The following is a 17,998-nucleotide window of genomic DNA, read 5'->3' as shown; positions in this document are numbered from 1 at the left end:
CAAAATTTAACCGTTGAAAAGCCGCGTCCCTCACAGGGCGTTTGAGAGGCTTGAGCGGATTGCGGGGAAACTCGCACGATCCGTTCTTAGGGGGGAACGGCCCCGTAAGGGGCCTGCCCTACCCGACCCCCCGATTACATGATCCTCTGTACACAAATAAACCAGCCTCAGAAGGTGGGGCTGGTTTATTTGTGTTTAGTTTCAGAAGGAGTTTTACCTTTTTGCTCCGGTAAGCAAAGCGTACCTGATGGCACCCCAAACCGGGTGGGGAGAAACCGCAGCAACAATTGGCCACTAAGTCAAGGACATATTCATCTGGTACCCGGGGACGGGCGTGACGACCATTTCGCTTTTTTTGGCTAAAGGAGCATCACTTTTCGCCCCGCAGAGCCGAGTGTTTATGGGAATAGGCAAAGTAAATCGTCAATCCGGCCAATAGCCAGATAGCGAAAGCGAACCAGGTGACAGAGGACAATTGCATGATTAAAAATCCACAGAACAGTATCGCGAGCAACGGTACTACGGGCACACCGGGGCAACGAAATGCACGTGGCAGATCCGGTTGTTTTACCCGCAGGACGATGATGCCAAGGGAGATGGTGATAAATGCAGATAACGTTCCCATATTCACCAATTCCGCGATCTGGGTGAGCGGAACCACACCACCGGTCACACCGGCAACCAGACCGAACATCCAGGTCGTCCCGAAGGGGGTTCGATACTTCGGATGCACCGATGCAAACCACTGGGGCAACATACCGTCGCGGGACATGGAGAAAGTGATACGGGTGAGGCCGTACAACAGGACCAGCATGACCGTCGTCATCCCCAGTAGGGCCCCTAAGTCGACGAACCCGGCAAACCAGTTTTGTCCGGCGATTTGCAGAGCGAGGGAGACCGGATGATCCTCATTTCCCGCAAATTCTCTATAAGGGACGATTCCTGTCATGACGGCGGCCACTATCATGTAAAGGAGAGTGCAAATGAGCAGAGAAAACAGGATCCCCCGGGGTACATCCCGTCTGGGGTTACGCGCTTCCTCCGACGCGGTGGTGATTGCGTCGAATCCGAGGAATGCGGAAAAGACCATGGCAGCTGCCGCAAAAATTCCACTGGACCCAAAAGGCACAAAGGGAGTCCAGTTCGAAGGTTTGACATACCATATTCCGATCACAATAAATAGCAGGATGATTCCCACTTTAAGTAACACCATAAGGTTGTTAACCCGTTTGGATTCCTTGATCCCCCGTGACAACAAAAATGTGATAAGGAGAACGATCAAGAAAGCGGGCAGATTGAACAGAGTTGTCTGTCCCGATGTAGATCCCGGAGCCGCCGTAATAACGTCCGGTAGATGAATCCCCATCCCGGCGATTAGGGATTGCAGATATCCGGACCAACCTGCCGAGACTAAGCTGACAGCCAATAGATACTCAAGGATCAGATTCCATCCGATCATCCATGCGATTAGCTCTCCCAACGTGGCGTAACTGTAGGTGTAGGCGGATCCCGAGACTGGTACGGTGGATGCGAATTCCGCGTAAGAAAGGGCGGTAAGAGCGACGGTCAACCCTGCAATGACAAAGGAGATCATCAGGCTGGGCCCTGCTTTCAAGGCACCTGTGCCGGTCAGTACAAAAATTCCCGTTCCGATCGTTGCCCCGATACCCAGTAAAACCAGATCTAAAACGCCCAGTTCCCTTTTCAGCGTTTGACCTCGTTGGCTGGTACGGATCAACTCGGATATACTCTTCTTGCGAAACAGATTCATCAGGATCCTCCTTGATAACAACAATACATATAATTTTTTATAAATACTTTTCATATTATCGTATAGTCTCCGAGTCATTTTCAACTGAAATTATTTCCTTAAAAAATAGGTCTGATTCCCGCACCCGGTATCCGTTCACGTCCACCGACAGTCATCCGGGGTGACGAGTTGGTGTGGCAACGCGGAGCGGAGAAGATTGGAGGGGAATTCTGGGGGGTTCTGTTCGGTTGACTATGATCGTATATAAAGGCGGTCCGATAAGCCATTTCACCATGCAATTTGGGGTCACTCTGGTTGGCCCGAAAGATGTCGTGGTTTCTACGGTACCAAGAAGTACGTAAAGCCAATCCCGGTTCAGGGATCGGCTTTCAATGGGTTCATCACCCTTGTTTAGATGCCTTGGGATCAAGGGTGCTTCTAATTTTGATGATATACAAAAGTGTGAGGAGACCGACGGCAGCCAATGCGAATCCTACGTTTGCGTTCAAACTGGGTAAGATAACGATAAAAGCGAGATAGATAAAGATAAGCATCGAAATCACTGCCACATACGGGCTCCACCGAAACCACAGAAATTTGTTTCGTAAGATCTCGTTCCTTAATTTCCAGATGGCAGCCCCGGATAGCGCGTAGACCATCCCTTGGATAATCGTGGCCATCAACATGGGGATTTGAAAATTTTGCGTGATGGAGACCAGGATCGCAAAGATCAATTGGATGAAAAAAGTGGCGACAATCGCTACCCATGGAGTACGAAATTTCCCATGGACTCGAGTGAACATTTTGGGGAGCAGTTTCACTTCGGCTAGGTCGTAAATCATCCGAGAGATCCCCATCATGGTGGCGTTGTACGTGGTCAGTGTCGCCATGAAGCTGATAAATCCCATTGTAGCCAGCCCGATCCAACCCAATGATCTGGAAAGGATCAGATGGGGAACCGGAGACGAGAGGAGCTGTTCGGATACCTGATGGTTTAAAGGAAGTGTTGAAACATACACGACATAAACTCCGGTTAAAAGAATCACCGAGAGGGGAAGCGCTCGCGCAATGACTTTCGTGTTTTTGGCTTCCCTTTCCATATGGACCACCCATTCAAACCCACGAAAAAGGTACAGCGAAACCCCCGCAGCCATGATAAAGGGGCTCCATTTGAAATCGACCCCAGGCCCCGGATGATCGGCGGGGTGAAGGAATACGTACATGGAATAGAAAACGAGGAGGGTTAGCATTCCATAGGTAATCACGCTTTGCCACTTCCCCGCGACTTCGACATCCCATAAATTCATCAGGAAAAATAAGCAAAGAAAAAAAACAGTCCACCCGATTCCCGGGATTGAGGAAAATAACGGGATGCTCAAATGCTGGCCCAGATATGAGGTGACATGAGAAAAAATATAGATTTCGAGAGCCCCCGCCACCCAGGTTAATAATAGATACAGTAAACTGAAGAAAGAGGAGCATTTTTCTCCGAACGCTTCATGTAAGTATCCTTTAATCCCCTGCGCGTGCGGGAACATCCGGGCTAAGTTGGCAAAATTGATGGCGATCGTGAAGTTTAAGATCCCGGCCACCAAAATAGCACTTATCGCCGTAAAACGATCCAGCTCTCCCACCGCCAGAATGACCGCGGGAAATATGCTGGATGACAGCGCCATTCCTGTACTCGTAGCTACCATTGTGGTTGTGTTTAGGCTTTTTTTGAACGTAGTCATCCGGACCACCCTCCCTGATTCCAGTCATTAGGGAGGATATTCAATTCATGATGGTTTAGACGTATCGTACCCTTGTGGTATTATTAACTAGAAAGAGGCAACAGCTTTCCTTGGCTATAATGAATCGAATCAGGCTATTAATGAGGAGGTACCATTCATGCATATGCCCGGACTGGGTGGATGGATTTTAATCGGTCTCGTTGTGTTGATCTTCTTTGGGCCAAAAAAGCTCCCAGAATTGGGTCGGGCCGTGGGCAAAACATTTTATGAATTTAAGAACGCAACCAGTGGATTGTTAAAGGATGATTCGGATCAAGAGGGAAAGCAGCAAAAAGCATCCAAACCGAATGAAAAAGAATCTGATATCAAAAGCCATTCCTCTTAAACAGGACTGGCTTTATTTTGAATGTCTCACATAAGTGCTTGGATGAGCGCTGCGATCCCGAGAGTGTCTGCAACGGAAACCACTACCAAAAGACTGTTCGTTTTAAATCACGGACCATTACCATAACAGGGTCAACCAATCGGGTTGGCTGTTTTTTTGTTTCTGGGCCAACCTCATTCCCCCTTCCTTTCAGCCGCACCAACTCCAGTTGATCCAACCAAAAATCCAACTAATAATTCCACCTTGACAGAAGAGCTCTCTTTCCTTAGATGGACTATGTTTGCAGTCTCAGTTCAAAGGCAAGTGCCTCTGGATTTTTTCTTTACCTGTTATTTCAGTTTGCGGATGTTGAAGTTGTCATCCAACAGCGCCCAGTTTTGCGGGAAGGGACGACCCAGGACCCAGTAGCTGATCCCGCGGAGACGATACTCTTTGATCAGGTCAAATTTGGCCTGCATGCCGCGGCGTCTTCAAACCACACGATATGTTCCTTTCCTTGTTGATCCTGGTAGGTGTATAAAGGAGCTTGCTGGTTTTTATAGAAAAAGCTCGTCGGTCGAAAAATCCACTGTCCGTCTTTGCAGGATTTTTGTATGCTTAAGAAAGGAGTTGAATGCCTTTTCATCGAGGGGGAGAATGATGAAGACCAATGGGAATGGGGAATCATCCGCTTGGGAGAGTGGTATTCATACAGATTTTCAAAAAGAGATGACTTACAGTGATTACTTGCAGTTGGATCGTATTTTAAACAGCCAGAAGTCTCTGTCGGGTCATCACGATGAGATGTTGTTTATTATTATTCATCAGGCTAGTGAGTTGTGGATGAAGCTGATTCTGCATGAATTGGAGTCAGCCATAGACAGAATCCGAGAAAATGATTTGGAACCCGCTTTTAAGATGTTGTCGCGGGTATCCCGAATCCAGCAGCAGCTGATCCAGTCCTGGGATGTACTGTCCACCTTGACCCCGGCAGAGTATATGGAGTTTCGGGGAGCGTTGGGGCATGCATCCGGGTTTCAGTCCTACCAGAACCGCCTGATCGAATTTGCCTTAGGATATAAACAGGACCACATCTTGTCCATTTATCGTCATCAACAAGAGCTGCATCAACGATTGGAGGCAGCGCTTCACCGTCCCGGTATCTACGATGTCTCGTTGCAAGCATTGGCGAAACGGGGGTTGTCAGTAGACGCATCCCGGCTGCAGCGGGATTGGTCTCAGCCGTATATTCCTCATGAAAGTGTGGAAGCGGCTTGGCTGCAGGTGTACAGAGATGTGGATCGGTATTGGGACCTGTATGAACTGGCCGAGAAGCTGGTGGATATGGAAGACCGGCAGCAGCAGTGGCGTTACCATCATATGAAGACGGTGGAAAGGATTATCGGACACAAGCAGGGAACGGGAGGCTCTTCCGGGGTGTCGTACCTGAAAAAAAGGTTGGATAGCCGCTTTTTTCCGGAGTTATGGAGTTTACGGACCAAATTGTAAAAAGGAGAGATCAAAGATGGGCGACACCGCCTTTGAACCTGTCCGTGCGTTTGCGGAGGAGCTGGATCAAACCGACCCCCTGGCTGTTTATCGGAAGGAGTTTTATTTGAAAGAAGGAGTCATTTATCTCGATGGCAACTCCCTCGGACTGTTGTCAAAGCGGGCGGAACAAACGCTGGAAGAAGTATTGGATGCCTGGCGGGAGTACGGGATTGACGGATGGATGTCGGGGAAGCACCCTTGGTTTACACTGTCGGAAAAGCTGGGGGCAATGACCGCTCCCTTAGTGGGCGCCTACCCGGAAGAAGTGGTGGTAACAGGCTCCACGACGGTGAATCTTCATCAACTGACCGCCACCTTTTACCGGCCGGAGGGCAAGCGGACCAAGATATTGGCGGATGCATTGACATTCCCTTCAGACATTTACGCATTGCAGAGCCAGGTCCGTTTGCATGGGCTGGACCCGGCGGAACATTTGATTCAGGTGGACAGCCGGGATGGACGCACCCTTGCCGAAGAGGACATAATCGATGCGATGACAGAAGAAGTGGCCTTGATCCTGCTGCCATCGGTGTTGTACAGGAGCGGCCAATTGCTGGACATGAAGCGGCTGACAGAGGAAGCCCGTCGGCGAGGGATCGTGATTGGCTTTGATCTTTGCCATTCCATCGGAGCGATTCCACATCAGCTCCATGATTGGGGAGTGGACTTCGCCGTCTGGTGCAACTACAAATACCTGAACAGTGGACCGGGCGGACCCGGCGGGTTGTATGTGCATGAAAAACACTTCGGGCGCCTGCCGGGCTTGGCTGGATGGTTCGGCTCGCAAAAGGATGTCCAGTTTGATATGGAACACCGGTTTACGCCGTCGGCTGCGGCGGGTGCCTATCAAATCGGAACCCCTCACGTATTGAGTACGGCCCCGCTTATCGGATCTCTGGAGATGTTCGCAGATGCGGGGATTGACCGTATCCGGGAAAAATCCTTGAGGCTGACCCGCTATCTGATGCAGCTGGTGGAGCACGAACTGGAAGGAATGGGCTTCTCTTTGGGCAATCCCTTGGAGGATCATCGACGAGGCGGCCATGTATGTTTGGAACACCCGGAAGCGGTCCGTATTTGCAAATCCCTCAAGAAACACGGTGTGGTTCCGGACTTTCGTGCGCCCCATGTCATTCGCTTGGCACCGGTTGCTCTGTACACTTCCTACACGGAGGTGTGGGAAGCCATGCAAATATTGAAGCAGATCATGAAAACGAAGGATTATGAAAAACACCCCAAAGTGAGGGAGGTGATCGCATGAGTGAATGGATCGACATTTCCCTTCCCTTATCGGCAGAGACTCCGGTCTGGCCGGGAGATACGCCCTTTTCCTATCGGTTGACCTGGACCAAAGCAGAGAGCGGTTCTGTCAATGTGGGACAGATTACGTTAAGCACCCACACCGGAACCCACATCGATGCACCGTATCATTTTGACGATGAGGGGAAACGGGTATTGGATCTCGATGTCCATCTGTATATCGGACCTGCCCGTGTCATTCAATGGGAAGGAGAAGGAAGCATTAGACCCAAGGATTTGGCGGCAATGGATCTCACGGGTGTAAAGCGGCTGCTCATCCGAACGGGAGCCTGGTCCGATCCCTGCCGCTTTCCCAAGACCATCCCCCATATCGAGCCGGAACTGGCTCCTTTCTTAGCGGAAAAAGGGGTTCGTCTCCTCGGACTGGACCTTCCTTCCGTCGACCCGTTGGACAGCAAAGAGCTCCCGGCACATCATGCGCTTCATCGCCGGGGGATTCACATTTTGGAGAGTGCGGTATTGGACCAGGTGGAACCGGGAGAGTATGAACTGGTCGCTCTTCCCCTGCCGTTGAAGGAGGCAGATGGCAGCCCGGTACGGGCAGTACTGAAGAGAATAGGGTAAATAAAAATAGCTGTGAAGCGCAGAAAACCCTTCCATCCAAGGGGATCTGCGTTTTTTGTTTAATTAATATCGGATAATTAATAATCATCCGACTTTTTGTTTCTTTATTGACATTTGTACAAATGAGTAGTAATATTCCACTCAATAACCTAGTAATTAGATAGGAATAAATGAATTTAAGATAGGAGGGGGAGGAAATGAAGAAAAAACGAACGGTGATGCTGTCCCGGGAGTTTACCGTCCGTCAGGTCGTCGACTTTGTCCGTAGGGCCCGCTCCTTTGAAAGCCACCTTTACCTGGGCAAGGATGAAACCATTACAAATGGAAAAGGGATTCTGGGACTGATCCCTCTTTTTCTTGAGCTACGGCGGGGGGATACTTTGACGCTGATCGCTGAAGGCACGGATGCCGATGAGGCTTTGGCTCATTTGAGCCTGTATTTCTCGACATGGATTGCCGATCGGGAAGCATTGCAATGGGAAGTGCGGGGATACTCGGAGGAACGGTGAATATTGGAACCAGCTGTTTCCTTTCAACATATGATGCATTAGTGCCGAAAACTTGACTAAATTACTCAACATGATCAAGTAGGGATGGAAACATTCGACATCATGCTGGGGGATAAGGAGGATGTGTTGCGATGCAAAAATTGATTATTCTGGCGCTAATCGGTTTTGCCGCACAATTGGTTGACGGTTCATTGGGGATGGCTTATGGTGTCACTTCTTCTTCACTGCTGCTGATGTTTGGGATTGCACCGGCAGTGGCCTCCGCTTCCGTTCATATGGCAGAGGTGGTGACGACAGCCGCTTCGGGGGCGGCCCATCTCCGGTTTGGCAACGTAGATAAAACCGTTGTGAAACGATTGACGATCCCCGGTTCGATCGGTGCTTTTGTCGGTGCCTCCTTTCTTAGCTATATTCCGGGAGATCTGGTTAAACCGTATATTTCCGCCTTCTTGTTTCTCCTCGGATTTTATGTGCTTGGCCGTTTCCTTTTTGGGGACAGAAATCGACCCAAAGAGACGGAGGCACCGAAACGGTTCCTCATTCCATTGGGCTTGTTTGCCGGGTTTGCGGATTCCACTGGTGGCGGGGGGTGGGGGCCTTTGACCACTCCGATCCTTCTCAGCCGCAAAGGGATGGAAGCGAGAAAGGTGATCGGTTCTGTGGATACGAGCGAATTTGCCATTGCTGTGTCCGCTACCCTCGGATTTATCATCTCCCTGGGTTGGACGAATATCAGCTGGCCATGGGTCGCCGCTTTAATGGTTGGCGGAATGATTGCTGCCCCCATCGCTGCCTGGCTGGTGCGGGTGATTCCTGCTCATCTCTTGGGTGTTATGGTCGGCGGACTGATTGTTATGACGAATGCCAAAACCTTACTTAACAGTTTCGAATGGTTCCCTGCTTCCTTACATGGATTGGCTTACGGGGTACTCTCCCTGCTGTGGGCGGGATCCATCGCACTGGCCGTTTGGAAAAAAACCGGACCCGACAGAAAAGTGTCTTTGTCAGAGTCATTTAAATAAAGCGCCGATTCGGAAGAGGAGTGATGGGAAGATGAAAGTATCCACCAGAGGGGAATACGCACTTCGAGCGTTGATTGTCTTGGGGCAGCATCCCAATGGGGTGATTCCCATCGCTGATATCTCCGAAAAAACCCTGGTGCCGGTGAACTATCTGGAACAGATTCTCCTGCAGCTGAAAAAGCTGGGTTATCTAAAAAGCAAGCGGGGATCGCAGGGCGGCTACGCCTTACGCATGCCCGCCGATCAGATTGTGATCGGAGAAGTCATCCGCCGGTTGGAAGGTCCCTTGGCCCCCATGGGGTGCGTAAGTATAACGGCTTATGATCCCTGTCCGCTGGAAGAAGGATGTTTGCTAAAGCCTTTGTGGGGACTGATCCGGGATACGGTGGCCCATCTGTTGGAACATACCACTTTGGATGATTTGCTCCAACAACGTATTCAAACCGGAAAGGAGAGCTTTGGTGCACAATGAATGATTCACTTTTGTCTCAACTGCAGGTTGATCGGATTATCAAAGCGTTGGATGGACTCAAATATGGTTCGGTCCTGATCACGGTTCACGATGAACAGATCGTCCAGATCGATCGAACGGAAAAGCACCGATTTTCCGTGGAAAGCCCCCGGCTTTCGAAACGCAGCTCTGTCAGGAGGCCGCAAAAGTAATGGATTCAAATAATCAAATACTGCCGACCGGTCCACCGGAGGCCCCTTTTACCCTTATGGTTTTTGTTCAGGGTAAACGGGGCTTTTTCATTTATTAAAGGAGGTTGTTGAAATGAAACGCATCGTCACGATTTCCGGTAGTCCGTCCCCGTCTTCGCGGACCACTGCCGTTGTCGAAAGGATTAAAAAGCAACTGGCCGTGAAAGGATGGCAGGCGGATTCCATCGAGGTCCGGAATTTGCCGCCGGAAGATTTGGCTTATGCCCGTTTTGACAGTCCATCGGTTCAAGATACGGTTCGCTTGCTGGAACAAGCAGACGGTGTCATCATTGCCACCCCGGTGTATAAAGCTTCGTACACAGGGGTGTTAAAGGCCTATCTAGATCTGCTGCCGCAGGATGTTTTATCGGAAAAAGTGGTCTGGCCTATTGCCGTGGGAGGTACACTCGCTCATTTGTTAGTGCTCGATTACGCATTAAAACCGGTGCTTTACGCTCTTGGCGCTCAAAACGTATTAAGCGGTGTCTATATCCAAGACCAGTGGATTCGGGTGTATCAGGGTGAGATCTTGCTGGAAGAGAGTGTGGAAAAACGAATCGAGACCTCTCTTGTACGTTTTACCCAAGCCTTATCCATCCCAGCTAATTGAGGTGAATCGAATGTTTCAGTTTTTTGATCTAAAACGTTTCAAGCCGCTGGTATTGTTGTTATCCCTTTTCCTACTGTTGGGGGTATGGAATACAGGTTGCAGTACCGGTATCTCCGGGGAGAAGAAAAATGTGGTACGAATCGGTTACCAGAAGTTTGGGACACTCAGCATCCTGAAAGCCCGCGGAACTTTGGAAAAGCGTTTGAAGTCCAAGGGTATCAAGGTGGAGTGGGTTCATTTTCCCGCCGGTCCGCAGTTACTGGAGGCGATGAATGTCGGGAGCATTGATATCGGGGCAACGGGAAATACACCGCCGATCTTTGCCCAAGCGGCAAAAACACCGCTGGTGTACATAGCCACCGGAACGCCCAAACCAGAGAATGAAGCCATCATCGTACCCAAGGACTCCCCAATCAAAAGTGTAAAGGATTTGAAGGGGAAAAAAGTGGCCCTGAACAAAGGTTCCAACGTGCACTATTTGTTATTGCAAGTGTTGGACAAAGCTGGGCTGAAATACAGCGACATCCAACCGGTTTATCTTCCCCCGGCAGATGCTCGGGCGGCCTTTGCCAAAAAAAGCATCGATGCCTGGGTGATATGGGATCCCTATTATGCTGCGGCAGAGACGGACCTAGGAGCTCGAACGATTACCGATGCTGAGGGATATACCACCAACCGGGAGTTCATCCTTGCCTCCAAAGACTACGCCAACAAACATGAAGATAATATCCAAATCATCTTGGATGAACTGGATAAAACAACGGATTGGTTCAATAAACATCCCGACGATGCGGCCAAACAGCTTTCCCGACAGATCGGGATGGATGCCTCATCGGTGAAAAAGGCTATTACACGATCCAAGTACGGGCTGAAACCGCTGGACGACTCCATCATCCGAGAGCAGCAGCGGATTGCGGATACTTTTTTGGCAGCGAAACTGATTCCGGAAAAAATTCAGGTGAAGCAAGCGATATGGTCTGGGAACCGGACAAAATCGAAAGCGGAAAGGGCGGAGAGAAAATGAATGTTTTTTGGTTTATTCCTATCCACGGTGATGGCCGGTATTTAGGTACTCCAAAGGGCGGACGCGCAATCACCTACCCGTATATCAGACAACTGGCCCAAGCGGTGGATCATCTGGGCTACAGCGGAGCACTCCTGCCTACCGGGCGTTCCTGCGAAGATGCGTGGGTGGTGGCTTCTTCCTTGTTGTCTGTCACGGAGCGCATGCGTTTTCTGGTGGCGGTCCGTCCCGGACTGATCTCCCCATCGGCTGCAGCGCGCATGGCTTCCACTTTTGATCGGTTGTCCGGAGGACGCCTTTTAATCAATGTGGTGACAGGAGGGGATCCGGTTGAGATGGCCGGGGACGGGATCCACCTGGACCACGATACACGATATGAACTGACTGATGAATTCCTGACGGTTTGGCGGGACGAGATGAAGGGGAAGGAAGTGAACTTCAACGGTCGGCATCTGAACATCCAGGGCGGGAAAATCCTTTTTCCGCCGGTACAAACACCATATCCGCCCCTGTACTTTGGCGGGTCCTCGTTGGCAGGGCAAAAGGTGGCGGCAAAGCATGTGGACGTTTATCTCACCTGGGGAGAGCCTCCCGCTCAAGTAGCCCAAAAAATCGAACAGGTTCGTCAACTGGCTGCCGAACAGGGAAGGACGGTGCGCTTTGGAATTCGCCTGCATGTCATTGTGCGGGAGACAGAACAGGAAGCTTGGGATGCGGCCGACCGATTGATTCAGCATGTGGATGAGAAAGTGATCCAAGCTTCTCAACGGGCTCTTTCCCAGTTCGATTCCGTCGGACAACGCCGCATGTCCCAATTGAACGGATTTACGAAAACCGACCTGGAGGTGAGCCCTAACCTGTGGGCGGGGGTCGGTCTGGTCCGGGGGGGCGCTGGCACAGCGCTTGTCGGTGATCCGCGTACCGTGGCCGATCGGATGAAGGAATATGCAGATTTAGGAATTGAGACATTCATCCTGTCCGGGTACCCCCACTTGGAAGAGGCGTACCGGGTGGCCGAGCTGTTGTTCCCGGAGCTGCCTCTGAAAGAAAGTGCTCCCGTGCCGGATAATCTTATATACAGCCCCTTTGGAGAAATCGTCGCCAACGATCACTTTCCCAAGGAACAGAAAGGAGTGGTGGCCGATGACCAGCGGCTTTCGGCCGGGGAGAACGGTTAAATTCATGATTCCCTGGAGTGTCCCCGTCGGGTTGGTGATCCTTTGGCAGCTTCTGGCGCATTTCGGTTGGATTTCCTCCCGGATCTTACCGGAACCTGCGGGGGTGATACAGTCGGCCATCCGCTTGACAGAATCGGGGGATCTTCTCCGGTATATCAGTGACAGTACCTCACGGGCCTTGGTGGGATTGGTGATCGGGGGGAGCATAGGATTGGTTTTGGGTTTTTTCAACGGCTTTTTCCCTGTGGCGGAAAAGCTGCTGGATACCACGATCCAGATGCTTCGCAATATCCCCCACCTCGCCTTGATTCCTGTAGCGATTCTGTGGTTCGGGATCGGTGAGGAGTCCAAACTGTTCCTCGTCGCTCTGGGTGTGTTTTTTCCGCTTTATCTAAACACCTTTCACGGGATTCGTTCGGTGGATCCCGGCTTGATTGAAATGGGGAAAGTTTACGGTTTGCGGGGGTGGACGCTGTTTTGGAAGGTAATTCTACCGGGGGCGATGCCTTCGATTTTGGTGGGGCTGAGGTATTCCCTCGGGATCATGTGGCTGACCCTGATTGTGGCGGAAACGATTTCTTCCGATACAGGCATCGGATATATGGCGATGAATGCCCGGGAATTTATGCAGATGGATGTGGTGGTTCTGAGCATTCTGCTGTACGCCTTGCTTGGCAAGCTGGCGGATGTGTTGGCAAAAGGGCTGGAGAGCTGGTGCTTGCGCTGGCGGGTCAACCGATAAAAAGGGAGTGGTTTGCACATGGGCAAAGCGGTCGGTATCCATCTGGAGATTCGTGGACTCCAAAAGCGGTTTGGAGAGCGGCTCGTGATAGAGAACATAGACCTTCAAGTACGAGAGGGTGAATTCGTGGCGATTGTCGGGCGGTCCGGGTGCGGGAAAAGTACGTTGCTTCGTTTGATCGCCGGATTGGAAACGCCGACGGAAGGGAAGATCACTCAGGACAACATATGGGTCCAAGGGATAAATCCCGCCGTCCGGGTGATGTTTCAGGAACCGCGTCTTCTTCCGTGGCAAAAGGTGTCCGACAATGTGGCATTGGGAATGGACGGGAAGACAGAGGATATCGAAGAACGCACATCCCAGATACTCCAGCAAGTAGGACTGGAAGATTACAAGGACGAATGGCCCGCTGTTCTCTCGGGGGGACAGCGCCAGCGGGTGGCTCTGGCCCGGGCGTTGGTCAGCCGTCCCCGCTTGCTGTTATTGGATGAACCGTTGGGAGCGTTGGATGCATTGACAAGGATCGAAATGCAGCAATTGATCGAGAAGTTGTTGCAGAAACAGGGAACGACAGCTCTGTTGGTCACCCACGATGTGGAGGAAGCGGTGGCATTGGCGGACCGGGTGATTTTGCTTGAAGAAGGGGAAATCACCCTTGATCTGCCGATCCCGCTTCCGCGCCCCCGCCAACGGAACAGTACGAAGTTCGTATCCTTAGCAGGCAGGATCTTAGACCGGATCATGCAGACATCGGCCAACGAAAGCAGCAGGCAAGTCTTGTGAGCGCCGGCTGAGAGGTTCAACAAGGAGCATTTACATTCCTGGATCGGGTGAAGGGCCATAGTAATTTTGATTGGATAAGGTGCGGGGGAGGGGGCGAGGGAGTCGACAAAAGATGGAATGGAACGGGGTTTACTTTGGGGAATGGATCTGGAATTTGCGCTGGAGTGGATAATTACAGGCCGAACTCCGGGGAGCCGGTCATCCTTCCAGCGGAAACGACCGATCGATCTGATCCATTTTCAATGCTATTTGTGAAGGTCTTCTTTTACGAGCAGACGGGGTCAAGGCTACTGGATCGGGACGTATGAACCTGCCCAATCCAGGGGGAATGGGCAGGTTTTAGAAACGACGGTCAACTTTTGCAAGCGAATCGAGGGCAACCCTCGATTTTTTATTTGTTAGATCGGTGAATTTCACATGTTTTTGGGCTAGGTACTGTTTGGGGAGAGCGTTGGACTGTGGACCGCCGGCCGGCTGCAACAGCGAAAACAACGATGAGGGATGTAGACACGGTGAAAAGAGTAATGGTTTCATTCAGGAAAAGAGCGGAGAAGACAATGGTCACAAAGGGCTGAAGATATTGCAGTTGCGAAATCTTTGCCACCCCTCCCAAAGCAAGGCCCTGATACCAAGCAAAAAAGCCGAACAGCTGGCTGACCAAACTGAGGTAAACAAAACCCCACCAAGACAGCAGGGGCGCTTCCAATACTTTGGAAGAAACGGTCATAGGGAGGATGACAAGCAGGATCGGGGCGGACAAGACCAATGCCCAACAAATGACCTTCCAACCGCCCATTGTTTGCGACAACCGTCCTCCTTCCGCATAACCAACCGCAGCGGCCAGAACAGCACCCAACAAGGCTAAATCGCCTAATTGCACATGGCTCCATTTCTCTCCCATACTATAAAGCAATACGGCGATGCTCCCTGCCAGACTCGCCAACCAAAAACGCCTGGACGGCCGTTCACCGATACGCAATACGGCTGCACCCGCTGTTGCCAAGGGAAAAAGGGCGAGTATCACGGCTCCGTGGGAAGCGGGAAGGTGCTCCATTGCCCATGCGGATAAAAGAGGAAAGCCAAATACCACACCGGCAGCAACAATGGCGAGGCCTTTTATCTGTTGTAGAGAAGGGAGCTTCGCTTTTTTCCAAAGGAGAATCAAGGCGGCTGGAATGGAAGCTGCCAGCGCTCGACCCCATCCGATTCCGACGGCTCCAAAATGGTCGATGGAAATGCGGGTTACCGGCAATGTCAACCCAAATGCAACGATCCCGATCAGACCGTAAAACAACCCTTTTTGTTCCAGACTCATCAAGCGAATACCCCCTTCTTGGCTAGTTATTAACTCCTATTGTCTAAATTCTTTGTTTTTAAGTCAAATACCCCAAAACAATGGATTAACGCCTCCTTAACAGAGCTCGACTATAATGCTGTTGGCTGTAAGCCCCAAATGACAAGGAGGCGATGGATAGTGTTTCGATGGCTTAGTACGATCCTGGCGGTTCTGTTTATGGCGAACCTGCCTGCTGTTGCTTACGCGGAAGCCAATGAGCCGGCCGGACAGGAATCGGTCATGCCCTTGGCCAGGGCTCATGCCCATAACGATTACTGGCATTCCCGTCCGCTCTATGATGCTCTCGATCACGGATTTACCAGCGTGGAAGCGGATGTCTGGCTGAAAGAGGGAAAACTGCTCGTCGGTCATTCGGAAGATGAACTGGATTCCGGGCGCACTCTGCAATCGCTGTATCTAAATCCACTGAAGGAAACCGTTCAAAAGAACGGCGGAGCGGTTTATCCGGGCTATCCGCACGATTTTATTCTCTGGGTGGATATAAAAAGCGATGGCGAATCAACCTACCTTGCTGTGCACAAGGTGTTAAGCCAATACAAGGACATGCTTACCCAGTTTAATCAAAAGGGAGTAAAAGCGGGAGCGGTCACCGTGATCATCTCAGGGAATCGTCCGCGAGCCCTGATGGAGAACCAACCCGTTCGCTATGCGGGTTATGATGGGCGGTTAAGTGATCTCGGTTCCGACACCTCCCCTCAGTTTATGCCCGTGATCAGTGATAACTGGACCAAATATTTTACGTGGCAGGGTAAAGGACCGATGCCGGAAGAGGAACGCGCCAAGTTGCATGCGATCGTTTCCACTGCCCATGCCCATGGGCAGAAAGTCCGCTTCTGGGCCACCCCGGACGAGCCCTCGCCGGAACGGGACGCCCTTTGGAAGGAACTGATGAAGGCCGATGTCGATCTGATCAACACCGACGATCTGGCCGGTTTGCAAAGCTTTTTGCAGAAGTACGATCCACATCCTTCCGAGCCGTCCGTCACCTGGCAAACCGCAAACAAGTAATATCGCTTGCTATGGTTTGTTGGATGATTCGATTTAAAAAGCATTCAAAAATAAGATAAGAGCTTCAGATTCCATGACAGAACCCCCTTGAAGCAACCAACATTCGCTTCAAGGGGGTTCTTTTTACGCCACTGCTCGCTGAAAGCCCACGGCGCCCATAGGAAGTGTCCTTGGGGTATTTCAATCGCAGGATGAAAGACAGCATTGCTCGGTATCCCTTCTTGTGGGGATGCCTAAACTTGGGCGTTGTCCGAAACAGAAATGGATTGAGGACCTGACGACCCAAGAATCCCGCGGGTTCAGCCGTGGGGAGTCTCAACACAAAGTGTAGTCTACTCCCGCTCCAGAAGTTCCACCCCGGCAATTCCCGGGTGAGTCATTTCATAGGGATCCAGGATTTGATCTAGCTCTTCTTCACTCAGTACATTGTACTTCAAGCAAAGTTGGCGGACGGATTGTCCGGTCAGGATGGCTTCCCGGGCGATGCGGGCCGCAGCTTCATAGCCGATGTGCGGGTTGACGGCGGTGATGACGCCTACGCTTTTTTCCACGTACTCCTTCATCCGCTCTTCGTTGGCTTCGATGCCACGGAGGCAGTAGTCGGTGAAGACGCGGAAGGCGTTGTTCATGATGCTGAGGGATTGCAGCAGATTGAAGACCAGTACCGGTTCCATTACGTTCAGTTCCAGCTGGCCCGCTTCCGAGGCCAAGCAGATAGTGTGGTCGTTGCCGATGACCTGGAAGGCGACCTGGTTGATTACTTCCGCCATCACCGGGTTTACTTTTCCCGGCATAATGGAGGAACCGGGTTGCCGTGCCGGCAGTTTCAGTTCACCCAGCCCGACCCGGGGTCCGGAAGCCATCAGCCGCAGGTCGTTGGCGATTTTGGACATGTTCATCATGCAGACTTTGAGAGCAGCGGAGACTTCCGTATAGGCGTCGGTGTTTTGGGTGGCGTCCACCAGATGATCCGCACATACCAGGGGATAGCCGCTGATGTCGGCCAGATGTTGAACTACGCTTCTGATATAACGCGGGTCAGCATTCAGCCCGGTGCCAACAGCGGTCGCTCCCATGTTGACTTCGTACAGATGCTGGCGGGACTGCTGCATCCGTTTGATATCCCGTTCCAATACCCGGTGGTAAGCTTCAAACTCCTGTCCTAAGCGGATGGGCACGGCGTCCTGAAGGTGGGTGCGTCCCATTTTGATCACATGGTCGAAGGCTTTCGCCTTTGCTTGGAACTGGTCTGCCATTTCCCGTGCGGTTTTTAGAAGCTGTTCCAACAGTTCCAGGGTAGCGAGGTGGATCGCCGTCGGGAACGTATCATTGGTGGATTGGGACATATTAACATGAGTGTTGGGACTCAGGTGGAAATAATCCCCTTTTTCTTCTCCCAACAGTTCCAGCCCGCGGTTGGCGATCACTTCGTTGGTGTTCATGTTGATGGAAGTACCGGCGCCGCCCTGGATCGGGTCGACGATAAAATGATCGTGCCACTGTCCGTCGATGATTTCCTGCGCGGCCTTGACGATGACGTTGCCCAGCCGCGGATTCAACCGTCCGACTTCCATGTTGGCCAAGGCGGCCGCTTTCTTCACCATCGCCATGGCCCGGATCAAAGAAGGGTGCAGCCGGTAACCCGTGATCGGGAAGTTTTCTTTGGCCCGTGCTGTTTGAATGCCGTAGTAAGCAGCGGCGGGAATCTGTTTTTCGCCGAGAAAATCTTTTTCCGTTCGGTACAGTTTGTCATCTGTGATCATCACTATCTACCTTCTTTT

At 51.4% G+C, this 17,998-nt stretch carries 18 protein-coding genes and 1 pseudogene; 14 read left to right on the top strand and 5 right to left on the bottom strand.

What is annotated here, in order from left to right:
* Window positions 1–370: 370 nt before the first annotated feature.
* On the bottom strand, window positions 371–1,771 hold the full coding sequence (gene bcaP, locus IEW70_RS14715) for a branched-chain amino acid transporter BcaP (protein ID WP_373285977.1): 1,401 nt from the start codon (window positions 1,769–1,771) through the stop codon (window positions 371–373).
* A 380-nt stretch (window positions 1,772–2,151) separates the two neighbouring features.
* Complete coding sequence (locus IEW70_RS14710) at window positions 2,152–3,483, bottom strand: APC family permease (protein ID WP_188648667.1); 1,332 nt, start codon at window positions 3,481–3,483, stop codon at window positions 2,152–2,154.
* A gap of 157 nt (window positions 3,484–3,640) precedes the next feature.
* Between IEW70_RS14710 and IEW70_RS14705 the strand changes: the two genes are divergently transcribed.
* The gene (locus IEW70_RS14705) at window positions 3,641–3,868 is read left to right on the top strand and encodes a twin-arginine translocase TatA/TatE family subunit (RefSeq protein WP_308423170.1); all 228 of its coding nucleotides are present in this window, start codon (window positions 3,641–3,643) and stop codon (window positions 3,866–3,868) included.
* Window positions 3,869–4,197: 329 nt separating this feature from the next.
* On the opposite strand, the pseudogene IEW70_RS17925 reads toward IEW70_RS14705, so the two are convergent.
* A pseudogene (locus IEW70_RS17925) lies at window positions 4,198–4,397 on the bottom strand (spore gernimation protein); the annotation flags it as partial.
* A 110-nt stretch (window positions 4,398–4,507) separates the two neighbouring features.
* Between IEW70_RS17925 and kynA the strand changes: the two are divergent.
* The 12 genes from kynA (at window position 4,508) to IEW70_RS14645 (ending at window position 13,852) form a co-directional block, all read left to right on the top strand.
* On the top strand, window positions 4,508–5,356 hold the full coding sequence (gene kynA / locus IEW70_RS14700) for a tryptophan 2,3-dioxygenase (protein WP_188648666.1): 849 nt from the start codon (window positions 4,508–4,510) through the stop codon (window positions 5,354–5,356).
* A gap of 16 nt (window positions 5,357–5,372) precedes the next feature.
* Entirely contained in the window at window positions 5,373–6,659 is a 1,287-nt protein-coding gene (kynU, locus tag IEW70_RS14695) for a kynureninase (RefSeq protein WP_188648665.1), read from the top strand.
* On the top strand, window positions 6,656–7,282 hold the full coding sequence (gene kynB / locus IEW70_RS14690; protein WP_188648664.1) for an arylformamidase: 627 nt from the start codon (window positions 6,656–6,658) through the stop codon (window positions 7,280–7,282). The genes kynU and kynB overlap by 4 nt, the downstream gene beginning before the upstream one ends.
* Window positions 7,283–7,479: 197 nt before the next feature.
* Window positions 7,480–7,791, top strand: coding sequence for an HPr family phosphocarrier protein (locus IEW70_RS14685; protein WP_188648663.1), 312 nt, complete (start codon window positions 7,480–7,482; stop codon window positions 7,789–7,791).
* Window positions 7,792–7,922: 131 nt separating this feature from the next.
* Window positions 7,923–8,813, top strand: a complete 891-nt coding sequence (locus IEW70_RS14680) for a sulfite exporter TauE/SafE family protein (protein ID WP_188648662.1) — start codon at window positions 7,923–7,925, stop codon at window positions 8,811–8,813.
* A 31-nt stretch (window positions 8,814–8,844) separates the two neighbouring features.
* The gene (locus IEW70_RS14675; RefSeq protein WP_188648661.1) at window positions 8,845–9,285 is read left to right on the top strand and encodes an RrF2 family transcriptional regulator; all 441 of its coding nucleotides are present in this window, start codon (window positions 8,845–8,847) and stop codon (window positions 9,283–9,285) included.
* Window positions 9,282–9,476, top strand: coding sequence for a YezD family protein (locus IEW70_RS14670; protein ID WP_188648660.1), 195 nt, complete (start codon window positions 9,282–9,284; stop codon window positions 9,474–9,476). Before IEW70_RS14675 ends, IEW70_RS14670 begins: the two co-directional genes overlap by 4 nt.
* Window positions 9,477–9,588: 112 nt before the next feature.
* Window positions 9,589–10,125 carry an NADPH-dependent FMN reductase gene (ssuE, locus tag IEW70_RS14665; RefSeq protein WP_188648659.1) on the top strand — a complete coding sequence of 179 codons (537 nt, stop codon included), beginning with the start codon at window positions 9,589–9,591 and terminating at the stop codon, window positions 10,123–10,125.
* A 10-nt stretch (window positions 10,126–10,135) separates the two neighbouring features.
* Entirely contained in the window at window positions 10,136–11,149 is a 1,014-nt protein-coding gene (locus tag IEW70_RS14660) for a sulfonate ABC transporter substrate-binding protein (protein WP_188648658.1), read from the top strand.
* Window positions 11,146–12,327 (top strand): FMNH2-dependent alkanesulfonate monooxygenase, encoded by a 1,182-nt coding sequence (ssuD, locus tag IEW70_RS14655; RefSeq protein ID WP_188648676.1) that lies wholly within the window; start codon window positions 11,146–11,148, stop codon window positions 12,325–12,327. The genes IEW70_RS14660 and ssuD overlap by 4 nt, the downstream gene beginning before the upstream one ends.
* Window positions 12,293–13,069 (top strand): ABC transporter permease subunit, encoded by a 777-nt coding sequence (locus IEW70_RS14650; protein ID WP_188648657.1) that lies wholly within the window; start codon window positions 12,293–12,295, stop codon window positions 13,067–13,069. The genes ssuD and IEW70_RS14650 overlap by 35 nt, the downstream gene beginning before the upstream one ends.
* Window positions 13,070–13,087: 18 nt before the next feature.
* Complete coding sequence (locus IEW70_RS14645; RefSeq protein ID WP_188648656.1) at window positions 13,088–13,852, top strand: ABC transporter ATP-binding protein; 765 nt, start codon at window positions 13,088–13,090, stop codon at window positions 13,850–13,852.
* Between the two features lie 391 nt (window positions 13,853–14,243).
* On the opposite strand, the gene IEW70_RS14640 is transcribed toward IEW70_RS14645, so the two are convergent.
* Complete coding sequence (locus IEW70_RS14640) at window positions 14,244–15,167, bottom strand: DMT family transporter (RefSeq protein WP_188648655.1); 924 nt, start codon at window positions 15,165–15,167, stop codon at window positions 14,244–14,246.
* A 159-nt stretch (window positions 15,168–15,326) separates the two neighbouring features.
* Here IEW70_RS14640 and IEW70_RS14635 point away from each other — a divergent pair, with 159 nt between their 5' ends.
* Window positions 15,327–16,217, top strand: coding sequence for a phosphatidylinositol-specific phospholipase C/glycerophosphodiester phosphodiesterase family protein (locus IEW70_RS14635; protein WP_229752018.1), 891 nt, complete (start codon window positions 15,327–15,329; stop codon window positions 16,215–16,217).
* 332 nt (window positions 16,218–16,549) lie between these two features.
* Here the strand turns inward: IEW70_RS14635 and aspA are convergent, their stop codons facing one another.
* Complete coding sequence (gene aspA, locus IEW70_RS14630) at window positions 16,550–17,980, bottom strand: aspartate ammonia-lyase (RefSeq protein ID WP_188648654.1); 1,431 nt, start codon at window positions 17,978–17,980, stop codon at window positions 16,550–16,552.
* Window positions 17,981–17,998 lie beyond the last annotated feature (18 nt).

The organism is Marinithermofilum abyssi (genome assembly GCF_014641195.1).
Taxonomy (GTDB): Bacteria; Bacillota; Bacilli; order Thermoactinomycetales; family DSM-45169; genus Marinithermofilum; species Marinithermofilum abyssi.
The sequence above is the reverse complement of the archived record's forward strand: the minus strand, read 5'-3'. Positions and strand labels throughout refer to the sequence as shown.